Origin of the sequence: Micromonospora sp. HM134 (genome assembly GCF_007833915.1) — a bacterium.
Taxonomy (GTDB): Bacteria; Actinomycetota; Actinomycetes; order Mycobacteriales; family Micromonosporaceae; genus Micromonospora; species Micromonospora wenchangensis.
Genome location: NZ_CP041061.1, coordinates 5,186,727 through 5,199,668, shown reverse-complemented (window position 1 = coordinate 5,199,668; position 12,942 = coordinate 5,186,727). Strand labels below are relative to the sequence as shown.

5 protein-coding genes and 2 pseudogenes are annotated in these 12,942 nt (G+C 66.2%); 6 read left to right on the top strand and 1 reads right to left on the bottom strand.

Annotation, left to right across the window (positions count from 1 at the left end):
• The first annotated feature begins 9 nt into the window (after window positions 1-9).
• Window positions 10-1,304: pseudogene (locus tag FJK98_RS22360) on the top strand (IS701 family transposase).
• 17 nt (window positions 1,305-1,321) lie between these two features.
• Here the strand turns inward: FJK98_RS22360 and FJK98_RS34305 are convergent.
• Window positions 1,322-2,104 (bottom strand): annotated as a pseudogene (locus tag FJK98_RS34305) (recombinase family protein).
• Between the two features lie 788 nt (window positions 2,105-2,892).
• Here FJK98_RS34305 and FJK98_RS22350 point away from each other — a divergent pair.
• The 5 genes from FJK98_RS22350 to FJK98_RS22330 all read left to right on the top strand — a co-directional run bounded on the left by FJK98_RS22350 (window position 2,893) and on the right by FJK98_RS22330 (window position 12,717).
• Window positions 2,893-4,017 carry an IS630 family transposase gene (locus tag FJK98_RS22350; RefSeq protein WP_145920661.1) on the top strand — a complete coding sequence of 375 codons (1,125 nt, stop codon included), beginning with the start codon at window positions 2,893-2,895 and terminating at the stop codon, window positions 4,015-4,017.
• Window positions 4,018-4,398: 381 nt separating this feature from the next.
• On the top strand, window positions 4,399-6,717 hold the full coding sequence (locus FJK98_RS22345) for a TerB N-terminal domain-containing protein (RefSeq protein WP_168222540.1): 2,319 nt from the start codon (window positions 4,399-4,401) through the stop codon (window positions 6,715-6,717).
• Window positions 6,714-8,156 carry an ATP-binding protein gene (locus FJK98_RS22340; RefSeq protein WP_145920751.1) on the top strand — a complete coding sequence of 481 codons (1,443 nt, stop codon included), beginning with the start codon at window positions 6,714-6,716 and terminating at the stop codon, window positions 8,154-8,156. The genes FJK98_RS22345 and FJK98_RS22340 overlap by 4 nt, the downstream gene beginning before the upstream one ends.
• An 82-nt stretch (window positions 8,157-8,238) precedes the next feature.
• Complete coding sequence (locus FJK98_RS22335) at window positions 8,239-11,544, top strand: DEAD/DEAH box helicase (RefSeq protein ID WP_205789156.1); 3,306 nt, start codon at window positions 8,239-8,241, stop codon at window positions 11,542-11,544.
• A gap of 480 nt (window positions 11,545-12,024) precedes the next feature.
• Window positions 12,025-12,717: a hypothetical protein gene (locus FJK98_RS22330; protein ID WP_145920749.1), complete on the top strand. Its 693-nt coding sequence runs from the start codon at window positions 12,025-12,027 to the stop codon at window positions 12,715-12,717.
• The last annotated feature ends 225 nt before the right edge of the window (window positions 12,718-12,942 follow it).

Here is a 12,942-nt window from a genome sequence, read left to right as displayed (position 1 = left end):
GGTCTGCCTGTGGCGAACGTTGATGTTGATCGTTGGCGTGGGGAGTTGGACCGGCTGCATGCCCGGATCGGGCCACGGTTTCGTCGGTCGGAGCCGCGTCGGCGGGCGCGGCAGTACCTGTGTGGGCTGGTCTCCGGCCTGGGTCGTAAGAACGGCTGGACCTTGGCGGAGCAGGCCGGGGATGTGTCGCCGGACGGGATGCAGCGGTTGTTGCGGTGGGCGGACTGGGACGTCGACGCCGTGCGGGACGATGTGCGTGACTACGTGGTCGAGTATCTCGGTGACCCGGCGGGGGTGTTGATCGTCGATGACACCGGGTTCCTGAAGAAGGGCGTCCGGTCGGCGGGGGTGCAGCGTCAATACTCCGGCACGGCTGGTCGGACGGAGAACTGCCAGGTCGGGGTGTTCCTGGCCTACCGGTCAGCGAAGGGTCACGCCTTGATCGACCGGCAGCTCTACCTTCCGACCTCGTGGACCGATGACCGGGACCGGTGCCGGGCCGCCGGGATCCCCGACGAGGTGGAGTTCGCCACGAAGGTGCAGATGGCCCGCACCATGCTCGCCCGCACCCTGGACGCGGGGGTGCCGGTGGGGTGGGTGACGATGGACGAGGCCTACGGGCAGTCGAAGTCCCTGCGGGTGTGGCTGGAACACCGGGATGTGGCTTATGTGGTCGCGACCCGCCGCAACGACGACATGATCACCACCACCATGGGAACTGCCCGCGCCGACCAACTCATCGCCGGTCTGCCCGCTCGGGCGTGGTGCCGGCTCTCGGCCGGCGCCGGCGCGCACGGCCCACGCGAGTACTGGTGGGCTCGGGTGCCGGTACGGATCTGCTGGCGGCCGGGCCGCGGACACTGGCTCCTGGCCCGGCGCAGCATCACTACCGGCGAGATCGCCTACTACGTCTGCTACGGACCACGTCGGACCCGCCTGGTCGACCTCGCCCGTGTCGCGGGCGCGAGGTGGGCGATCGAGGAGTGCTTCCAGCAGGCCAAGAACGAAGCAGGCCTCGACGAGTACCAGGTCCGTGACTGGCGGGCCTGGTACGCCCACATCACCCTCGCGATGGCCGCCCACGCCTGGCTGTCCGCAGCCAGATCCCTTGCGGCAAAAGGGGATTCAGCCCCGGTGACGGCATGATGATCGGCTACACGGTACCGGAGATCCGAAGACTCCTCACCGCACTCGCAGTGCGATCAACCCACCCACCAGAGCACGTCTGGGCCTGGTCCCGATGGCGCAGACGACGCCAACACCAAGCCCGAACCTGCCACTACCGCCAACGCGGCTACCCCTAACAACTGCCGTTGCAGTACTAAGTAGGCGGCAAGCTTTTCTGGGTCGGGGCTGCGCAGTGCGGGATGGCGACGGTGTAGCCCGCGGTCGTATCGGATGCGGTCGAGCAGGTGGTCTTCCCGGATGTAGAGGATCTTCGGTTGGGCGAAGATCCTGGTGCGGGTGCTCGTGTGTCCGTGTCGGCATCGGTAACCGGGTCGGCCGTGGACCCAGCGGGAGCCCATGATCCGGCCGCACCCGCCGCAGCATGGCAGCGGGGGATGCCGTCGGCTGGGGTCGGCGCGATGTGGATTGCCTGGACGGCGATGAAGTGTTCTTCGTTGACCAGCGGAGTATGCGCGATCTCGCGGGAGACGGCCCAGTCAGTTGAGGCGCTCCACCGTTGGATCTCGTGGTGTCGATCGAATGTTCCCTCGTCAGGGAGGGCATCACGGTCGGTGCGTTGATGGTTCCAGACCTGCCGCCCGGTGTAACGAGGGTTGGCCAGGATCGCCGCGACAGCGGTGAGCATTTATTGGCGGCCGCTGCGGTGGGGGTTACGCGCTGGGTCGGCGCCGGACGGGCACGGGACGCCATTGTCGTTGAGGGCGCGGGCGATGCCGGCCACGCTCCGGCCAGCGAGCCGCTGCTCGAAGATCCACCGGACGTGGGGTGCGGTGGCAGGGTCGGGCTCCAAGCGGTGTAGGCGCCGTCCCCAGGCGGCGTGGGCGCGGTTCGGATGGGGGCCGGCGTCGGCGAGCCGGTAGCCGTAGGGTGGCCAGCCGCCGAGATGTCGGCCCTGTAACTCTGCCTGAGCGCGCATGCCACGGTCGTGCGATGCCGGGCTCGGGACACCTCCCGCTGGGAGTGCACGCCGAGCAGGTCCAGCAAGGCCAACTGCCGCGGGTTATCGAAGTCCACCGGCCCGTAGGTTTCTGGCAGCCACAGCTGCACGCCGTGCCGAACGAGGGTAAGAGGTCAACTGTTCAAACTGTTGGCCGTGGAAAGCGCGCTCGTACTCGCCGACGACGATCGCGTCGAAACCGCGTGCCGCGTCCGTCACCGCGGCGAGCAGCCGTGATGCCTGCGGCCGGTCCGGCCAGGGCACTCGGCGGGAAACGCCCTCGTCGCACTCCAACACGATCCGGCCATGACCGGCGACCAGGTCGCCGGCGTGGTCGCGTTGCCACCGGCAAGACGAGGCCCGATCCTGGAAGCCGATGGTGGACATCCGTCCGTAGAACGCGAAGCGCAGTCTATCCGCGGCCGGGGCGAATCGTTCTGGCCGTAGCTTCCGCTGCCCGGCGGCTCAGGTCGTAAGAGTGCTCCGTCCCGGGTCTGCCATCGCCCTCGTCGCCATAGGACCTCCACGAGCGGTGCGTCTACTCCGTCCTGGTTCCCACACCCAGAGTGGGGGGCCTCGGACGACTCGTGCTGGTCGATCACCCTTTCGGGTGATATTTATCGTATCCAGCTAACCGGCTGACCTGCAGCGCCAGGCGATGCAGGGTGACAACCGAGCTAGTGCTGTGACCGGAAACGTTGGCCGGGTTGGGTGACACGCCGGTCAGTGGTCGTGGTGGTGGCTGGTGGAGGGTTCAGGCTGTCGGGATGGCAGAACCTGTCCGGGCTCGTCGGCTCAGTGATGACGAGGGCCGGCGACTACAGCAGATCGTGCGGCGTGGGACCGGGTCTCCGATCCGGTTGCGTCGGGCGATGGTGATCATGGCTTCGGCCAGTGGGAACACCGTCGCGGCAATCGCCCGCCTGGTCCAGGGGGACGAGGACGCGGTCCGTGAGGTGATCCACCGGTTCAACGAAATGGGCCTGGCCTGCCTGGACCCTCGGTGGGCGGGTGGCCGTCCCCGCCGAATCAGTGAAGACGACGAAGCGTTCATCGTCGCGACGGCCAAGACCAGACCGCAAGCGCTCGGCCAGCCGTTCACCCGGTGGAGCCTGCGAAAACTCGCGGACTACCTGGCTCACAACCACGGCCCGCGTCGGGTGCTCGTGGGCCGGGAACGGCTGCGGGAGTTCCTGCACCGTCACGACATCACCTTCCAGCGGACGAAGACGTGGAAGGAGACCAACGACCCGAACGCTGAGGCGAAACTCGCCCGGATCGAGGCGGTGACCACGGCGTTCCCGGACCGGGTCTTCGCCTTCGACGAGTTCGGGCCGCTGACGATCCGGCCACACGCTGGCGCGTCCTGGACTCGGGCCGGGCATCCGGACCGGCTCCCCGGCAACTACCACAAGCTGCATGGGGTCCGGCAGTTCCACGCCTGCTACAGCGTCGGCGACGACACCCTCTGGGGTGTCGTGCGCCGGCGAAAGTCCGCGGCGAACACCCTGGCAGCGCTCAAGAGCATCCGGGCCGCCCGCCCTGACGGCGCGCCGGTCTACGTCATCCTGGACAACCTCTCCGCGCATCGCGGCGTCAAGATCCGGCAGTGGGCGGCCCGGAACCGGGTCGAGTTGTGCTTCACCCCGACGTACTCGTCGTGGGCGAACCCGATCGAGGCGCACTTCGGACCGCTGCGGATGTTCGTCGTGGCCGGGTCGAACCATCCCAACCATCCCGCCGCGACCCAAGCCCTGCACAACTACCTGCGCTGGCGCAACGCCAACGCCCGTCACCCCGACGTCCTCGCCGCCCAACGCCGCGAACGAGCCCGGATCCGCTCCGAACGACAACGCCGCTGGGGTCAGACCCCCGCCAAAACGGCGGCCTGAAACCGGCCAACGTTTCCGGTCACAGCACTAGGCGTCGAAATGATGCTTGCTGGTTCAGCAACGCGGCACCGCCGGGGGTGCGCCGGGAAGGGCGTTAGCTGCGCCTCGCAGGTGTCACTGTGGTTTCCACGCTTGGCTGATGGGCCAGGTGGTCGCTGCTCCCCCTGGCGTACCCGGCTTACGCCATCGGCCGATCATTCCTGATCCAACAGTGCCACTTTCCGACCGAAAGTACGGTCCTCGCCACGAAGGGTCACAACCTAGGCTTTGGTCCGCTCTGTTCGCGGGTGCCTTGACCGGGCGGAAAGGTGCGGGGTCGGGCGGTCGACACCAGACCTGCGCGGCGACAAGAGTCGCCGTTCATGGGGGAGTGGGGGTTGTGTGGGCATCTTCGACAGGCTCCGACGTATTGCGGCGCAAGATGAGGAGTCCGGCCCGGCCGGTGGTGTGGCGACGGGTCAGCCTGCGCCTGCGTGGCACCAGCCGGCGACACCTAGACAGGTGGCTCCGGCGGTCCGGACCGCGAGCCAGCAGACGATCTGGGTTCCGGCCGGACAGCCGACGACCGTCGCCGGATATCCGATCCCGGGAGGCTTGATCTATGTTGGCAGGCATCTGACGGCTTCCAATGGCGGGACCGAGCCTGCACTCATTGACCCGACGCTTCGGATTGACAGGAATCGACCCGACTGGGACGGGAAAGGGCTGGACTACTGGCCGTCGTACGGCTCGCTCCCTGCGAGCAGTAGGGCCGCTTACCTGACGTGGTTAGCCGATGGGCGTCGCTTCGGCGCCGTGCCCATTGGTTACGTCTTCCTCTTCTTCTATGGCCTTGAGCGGCGCGTTCTGGTTGACATGCCGAACGACCGGGCCCTACGTCGAGAGTTACCGGCGATCGCGGCCGAGGTCCGTCGGCTCCTCGCCATTTATGGTGCCAACGGCTCGTTCCGCTCCTACGCTCGCGGATTTCTTGAGGTTCTCGAGTTGATCGGCGCGGCTGAATCCGGCGCCAGCGAAGGACGACCACCAAAGCTCGCGCCTGACCGGTGGCCCATCCCGATGCAGCTACGGCTTGCGTTAGGTGAGTTCGCCGCCAGCGGCACTCCCGTACCAGCCGAATGGGCGCGCGCTTGGGCGTGGTACCTGCCGTCGCTGTACCCACGCACCCCTCAGACCCGGTGCCGTGAAGAGTTCGACCGACTGTTCGCCAGCCGTTACGCGGAGCGGTTCAAGGACGGCTTCCGTATCAGGCCAGGTAAGGCACGAATCGGGGTGATCTACCGGGCGGCCAGTGCGGGTATCGACAGCGCCAGTGTGCAGCTCGATCTGCCTGACGTCGTCGAACTCGCTGGACCTGCCCGCAAGCTGACCGAGCTCGTCGATGCCGTCACTGATGACCTGGACGCCTATAGCCGATGGCTTGGCCGCAACCCAGATGGTCGTGGGTCGCTCGCCGCAGCCGCCGTGCTGCCTTCCGAGCTGCTTGATCAGCAGGCAGGGCAGGTCGGCGCGCTGCGCGCTTGGTGCGACGCGCGCCTGGCAGACGAGCACTATGTTGTCGTCGACGCGCCAGAACTCGTTGCCTTCTGGCCGACTGCTCAGCCCGAGAAGATGACCAAGGCTGAGGCGGTGTCTCTCGCTCAACTTCTTGGGCGTATCGGCGTCGGCGTGGAGCCAGACGTCCGGCTCGGCGCATCAGCACTGTCCGTCGGACCTGCCGTTCTGTTTCGCGTCTCCGCCGATGCCCCGCATACCGCAACGCCCGCCTACACCGCCGCTGCCACCCTGCTGCACCTGGCGGTTGCGGTCAGCGCTGCGGACGGCACCATCAGCGACCAGGAACAGCACCACCTGACAGCCCATCTCCAAGCTGCGCTGCATCTGACAGCCCCCGAAAGAACCCGTCTGCAGGCGCACCTACGGTGGCTGGCCGTCACCGGCGTCAAGCTCACCGGGCTGAAGAGACGCCTCGCCCTGCTCCGGGCAGACCAGCGGGAGACCATCGGCGACTTTCTGATCACGGTAGCCGCCGCCGATGGGGTCATCTCGCCGGAAGAGGTCACGAGCCTCACGAAGATCTATAAGCTCCTCGCCCTTGACCCGGACCTCATCTACGGTCGCCTCCATCAACAGGTCACTAGTCCCGCCGCTTTCGCCGTGAGTCAACCGCCAGCCACAGTGCCCGTCGTCGTGCGCCCAGCCGGGCCCGCATCAGCGGGATACACGCTGCCGCCCGCACCAGCGGCAGCTCACCGATCATCTACCTGGGGCAACGGTCAACGAGCACCAGCAGGGGCTTCCGGCGTTGTTCTCGACGAAGACGTCATCGCCGTGAAGCTGGCCGAGACCGCGGCCGTCTCGGCGCTGCTGTCGACCATCTTCACTGACGACGAACCGCCTTCACCCCAGCTGGCAACGATGTCGGGTGCCCCCAATGGCGGGCCGGTCGCTGAGCCCACCACGCAAGCCCTCATTCCCGGTTTGGATGCCGTGCACAGCGAACTCCTGCGGTCCCTGGCAACGCAGACGACGTGGACCCGCTCGGCGTATGAGGACCTCGCCGAGCGGCACGGTGTGATGCCGGCTGGTGCGTTGGACCTGCTCAACGAGGTCGCCATGGACGCTGCGGGGGAACCTGTCGCCGAGGGCGACGACGATATTGAGATCAACGATTACGCGCTTCAGGAGCTACTGCGATGAGCGTTACTTCCCCCACCGGCCAGGGTGCCCGTATCAGGCCCCGCGAGCGCGACGCGATCATCCAGTCGCTGCGCGCGGGAGTGGTGCCCCGCGCCGGGCAACAACACGTCCAGGTCGGTCGGGCCGCCGAGGTGCAGGCTCTTGTTGCCGACACCACCCGCATCGCTGACGGTGGGGCCGGCAGTCGTTTCGTAATCGGAGAGTACGGCTCAGGCAAGACGTTCTTCCTGCACCTGGTTCGCTCCATCGCGTTGGAGAAGCGTCTGGTCACCGTTCACGCGGACCTGTCGCCCGACCGTCGGCTGCATGCCACCGGCGGGCAAGCACGCAGCCTGTACGCCGAACTGATGCGCAACATGGCCACCCGCGCCAAGCCCGACGGTGGTGCGCTGGCCAGCGTCGTCGAACGGTTCGTGACCCAGGCGCTGATCGAGGCATGCGACACTGGCCAGAATCCACAAGTGGTCATCCGTGTCCGCCTTGACGCGCTCAGCGAGTTAACGGGCGGCTACGACTTCGCCGATGTCATCGCCAAGTACTGGCAGGGCCACGACACCGGCAACGAGCAACTCAAGATCGACGCGGTCAGGTGGCTGCGCGGCGAGTTCTCCACCCGCACCGACGCCCGCAACGCCCTCGGTGTGCGCACCATCGTCGACGACGCGTCCTTCTACGACCACCTCAAGTTGATGTCCCGGTTCGTCCGCCTGGCCGGCTACGACGGCCTGCTTGTCTGCCTCGACGAGATGGTCAACCTGTACAAGCTGGCTAACTCCCAAGCCCGCAACGCCAACTATGAGCAGATCCTGCGCATCCTCAACGACAGTCTGCAAGGAACCGCGTCGGGCCTCGGGTTCCTCTTCGGCGGAACACCCGATTTCCTGCTCGACACCCGCCGCGGCCTCTACTCCTACGCCGCCCTGCAGTCCCGCCTAGCTGAGAACACCTACGCCGCCGCCGGGCTCGTCGACTACTCCGGTCCCGTTCTGCGCCTGGCCAACCTGTCACCTGAGGACTTCTACGTCCTGCTGGCCAAGCTGCGTCACGTCTACGCCGCCGGCGATCCGGCGGCCTACCTCATGCCCGACGAAGCCTTGCACGCGTACATGAACCACTGCGCTTCCCGCATCGGGGACGCCTACTTCCGCACGCCGCGAAACACCATCAAGGGCTTTCTGGATTTGCTAGCGATCCTCGAACAGAACCCCGGACAAGACTGGAGGTCCCTCATCGGCGCGATTCACATCGCCGCCGAGACGGACCCGGACCTGGAACCTCTCGACAACGCAGGCGAACTAACTGGCCAGACCGCCGACGAACAACACCAAAAACCGACCGCTTCCACGGGAAGCCATAGCTTCTCTCACACGCCAGCCGTAACGGTGACCGCCAGCCAGCTGCCTCCCGATGACGACGAACTTGCCTCCTTCCGCCTCTGACCCTCAGCAGCAGGTCACGACAACAGCGGAGCCGCGACGCGCTGCCGGCTCATCGTCGGCATATCACCTACTGCATCCCAAAGTGCAGCGGTGGATTCACGATCAAGGCTGGGACCAACTGCGGGACGCACAGGAACGCGCCGCTCGACCGATCCTCGCAGGCGACACCGACGTCATCATCGCTGCCGCGACCGCCAGCGGAAAGACGGAAGCAGCCTGGTTGCCAATCTGCTCAGCCATCGCAGCTCGGCGGGACGCGAGCGACGACGTTGCCGGAGTCTGCGCGCTCTACGTCGGGCCACTCAAGGCCTTGATCAACGACCAGTACGAGCGGCTCACCTGCCTGTGCGAACGGTTCGATGTTCCGGTTCACCGATGGCATGGCGACGTGGCGGGCTCGCGCAAGTCGCGCGTTCTGCGCGAGCCGGACGGCATTCTGCTGATCACGCCCGAATCGCTGGAGTCACTGTTCGTCAACCACGGGGGCAAGGTCGCTCGCATCCTCGGGGACATCAGCCACGTCGTCATCGACGAGCTGCACGCGTTCATCGGCACCGAACGCGGCGCCCAACTGCAATCACTGCTGCATCGGGTGGACCTAGTTCTGCGACGCAGGATTCCTCGTATCGCCTTGTCGGCTACCCTCGGCGACTTCACTGCAGCGGCAGAGTTCCTGCGCCCTGGCTGCGGCGAGGCGGTGAGCGTTATCGCGTCCGACGATGACGCCCGAGAGATACGACTGCAGCTTCGGGGCTACGTCGCCGCCGCCCCGTCCCCCTCCGGTAGGGCGCCCGCCGCACCTCCATCCGGCACCGCCACCGCTGAGTCGGACGACGAGGATGAATCGTGGGACAAGGCTGGGATCGCCGACCACCTCTTCCGTACCCTGCGGGGAAGCGACAACCTAGTCTTCGCCAACTCGCGCAGCGCCGTCGAGCTCTACACCGACATGCTCGACCGGCGGTGCAAGAACAACAATGTCCCCAGCGAGTTCCTCCCGCACCACGGCAATCTCTCCAAGGAGATCCGTGAGCACGTCGAAGCACGACTCAAAGACCGCACCACCCCGGTCACCGCGATCTGCACGTCAACCCTGGAAATGGGAATCGACATCGGCTCCGTCGACTCGGTGGCCCAGATCGGAGCACCAGCCAGCGTCGCTGGAATGCGGCAACGACTCGGGCGCTCCGGACGCCGAATCGACCAACCCGCCGTACTGCGGATGTACGTCTCGGAACCCGAACTCACCGACCGCACACCCCCCGCCGACACGCTGCGCAGCCAGCTCGTCCAAAGCGTCGCGATGGTCGACCTACTGCTCGCGAAGTGGTATGAGCCACCGGACACCGAGAGCATGCACCTGTCGACCCTCACCCAACAGATCCTGTCGGTCATCGCCCAACGCGGCGGTGCACAACCTCAGCAGCTCTACGACGCATTGTCCGGACACGGCCCGTTCGCGCGCGTCGACAAGAGCACCTTCATCGCTCTCCTACGCTGCATGGGCAAGCAGGACCTGCTCACCCAAGACTCGCAAGGCCTGCTGCTGCCCGGCGGCGTCGGCGACCGCCTCGTCAACCACTACAGCTTCTACACAGCCTTTACAACCCCAGAAGAGTTCCGCCTCGTCGCCGACGGCCGCACCATCGGCTCGCTGCCTGTCGACAACCCGATCACCCCTGGAATGCTGCTGATCTTCAGCGGCCGACGCTGGAAGATCGTCGCGATCGACACGAGGCAGAAAGTCATCGACCTGGTCAGATCCGGCGGTGGCCGCCCCCCGAGCTTCTCAGGAAGCGGCGGCGAAGTCGCCGACGCCGTCCGACAACGCATGCGCACGATCTACACGACGACCGAGACGCCCCGCTACCTCGACCGCCAGGCCCAAACACTCCTCCAAGAAGGACGTGCAGCCTTCAACAGGTACGCGCTGGACAGCCACGCGATTCTCGGCTGGGGCAACGACACCCTCCTGTTCCCCTGGCGAGGCGACAGAATCATGAACACCCTCGCCGTAGCCCTCACACGAGAAGGACTAGAGGTCGGCCACGACGGCGTCGCCCTGACCATCCGAGGCACCGACCCTGCCGGGCTATGGGAAACCCTCAGACAGCTCGCCGACGAGACGCCACCCGACCCTTCGGCGCTCGCCTCGGCGGTGCCGAACAAGGCATCAGAAAAACACGACCAGTACCTGACGGACGATCTGCTCACCATCGCCTACGCTGCGCGGGCCCTCGACGTACCGGAAGCCTGGCACGCGCTGCGGTCGATGGCCGCAATGCCTCGCCCCGAGCAAGCCTCTGTGCTCGCCGCCGGGACCATGAAGCACGATCGCAGCAACGCACCGCCCACACCCCGCTCAGCACCTGACCGATCAGCAGCACGGCCGGTTATACGACCGCTGGCTCAGCTCGGACAGACACCCTTCGCGGTCGTCGACCTGGAAACCACCGGCTTCGCCGCACACCGAGGCGACCGGATCATCGAAGTCGCGGTCGTACGGCTGTCTCCCGCTGGACAGATCGAACATCGATGGAACACCCTGATCAACCCCGGCCGAGACCCAGGACCTACCCGCGTACACGGCCTCACCGCCGCCGACCTTGCCCTCGCTCCGCGTTTCAGTGACATCGCCGGCGAACTCGCCAATCAGTTGCGCGGCGCCATCGTCGTTGCGCACAACTTACGCTACGACCTCAACTTCCTCGACGCCGAGTTCCACCACCTCGGCTACCCCGCCCCGGCCTGGCCCGCACTCTGCACCCTTAGCATGTCCCACCGATATGGCGGCGGGGCAACCCGCCGACTCGCAGATCTCTGCATTGCCGAAGACATTCCCTTACAAGCAGCGCACTCCGCGCTCGGTGACGCAACGGCCACCGCACAGCTACTCAAGAAGTACCTGAACCGCGCCCGGCAAGCCGGCGTCACCAACCTTGCCGAACTCGGCTGCCATCCCCTAGAACTCCCTCTCACTTGGACAGCGCCGACCGGCCACGGCGCTACCCTGGCGCGTCCGTCGACTGCCGTCGGCCACGGTACGTGCAAGCCCAACATCCGCATCAGTCTTGCCGGCGTAGCCGCCCGCGTACAGACCGCAACCATCGGCGACTTCCGCGGCGACGCATACCTCGACGTACTCGACCGTGCCCTTGTCGACCATGTCCTCAGTCACGCCGAGGTGGCGGCCCTTATCGAAGTGGCCCGGACATGGGGACTCTCCGACGACCGAGTACACCTCCTCCACCAGCAATACCTCGCCGCTCTGCGTCGCGAAATGGCGGCAGCCGGAACTCCGGGGCAATTCGCTGACCTGGAAGCACAACTACGCAAACTGACCCAAGCCCTAGAATCCGCTGCATCAGCCGCGGGCCTGTGGATCTAATGGCACCTCTGTGTCAAGGCGTATGCCGTCCGGGGCGATTCACACAACCACGCCGATCAATGCGTGGCACTGCTGGTTGATGTCGCGAATTGTCGAGTCCATCGGGAGCCATCTGTGAGTCATGGTGAGGGTGCAGGTCGATGGTGGGCGGTCCCCCTTTACAGCTTGCTAACCGCCCTGACGATCGTCCTGGCCGGGTGCAGCTCATCTGCCACGCCGGAGCAGTGTTGTTCCGGTGGCACGTCGGGTCCCCAGGCATCGCCTTCGGCGCGCTCCGGCGTGGGCGGCTCACCTACGGCTGATTCGAACTCGCCGCCTGTTTCTGTCGCTCCTGCCACCACCGCCTGGGACCGGCTGAGCGCCGCAGGGGATCCCGATGACAAGCTCGGGGCCAAGGAGGCCGGCCTCGCGGACCAATACATTCCCGATCGGGGAGAGGACGTTTATCGTAGGCCGCGAGCGCGCTGGATCCGCCGTGACATGGCCGCCTATCTGCTCCGGGTCCGCGCCGAGGATCCAAAGCTTGCCGACAGCCTGGGCTGGCAGCTACAGGCGATTCCGCCTGCCTGGTGCTCCCTGGTCCTGCCATCTCGTACGCCGGAACAACTGGCCGCCCAAGTCGCGGCAGCAAATGCCAGAGGCCAATCGCTCGCAAATCGGCTCGGTGTTCGCTGGGAGCCCCCCGTGGACAATCGAAAGCGGCGGCTGCTGACCTTCGCCCGTGAGGAAGCGGGCCGCCGGTTCTGCCAAGCACAAGCCAATGCGCCCGGTCGACCTGTGCCCGACGGTGTCGCGGCGGCGGGTCGGCTGCCTGGTAAGCCTGGTGTGGCCGACGTGCTTGATTCCGCGCTGCCCGTCGCATACTCGCCAGCCTGGATGCCTGGCGGTGGTGGCGGTACCGACATCGGAGGCGAGGACTTGCGGCTGGCCTATGTAGGCATCCTCGTTGGGTCGGCGCAAGTACAGGAGCGCTCCTGGCCCACTGCACTGCCCTGCTCACTCATCGGAGAGCAGGGTCTCCTGCAGTCGAGGGAAATATCTGAAACCGCCGCCAACATACGCGAACTGATGAAGAGCGGGATTACTACGAAGCGCGAGGCGATGAAAGACGCCACGGACTTCGCGGCAGAGAGTTTCGATCTGATGGAGATGCGACGCCAATGCGAGGAGTGAGGCATGCGGTCGCCCAGTTTCCAACGTCCTAGCCTCGATCGCTCACGGCTGATGTCGAACGCTCAGGCGCGGCGCCATGATCGCTGATGATCGATGTAAGTCGTTGAGGGCAGGGCCAGGGCTGTCCGTCGCGGCGGCGGGCGTGTCCTAAGGTTGTCCTGGCAGCGCTGACTGGTCAGCCCGGGGGTAGGGGACCACCGGCATCTGGGTTAATGCCCGATCTCG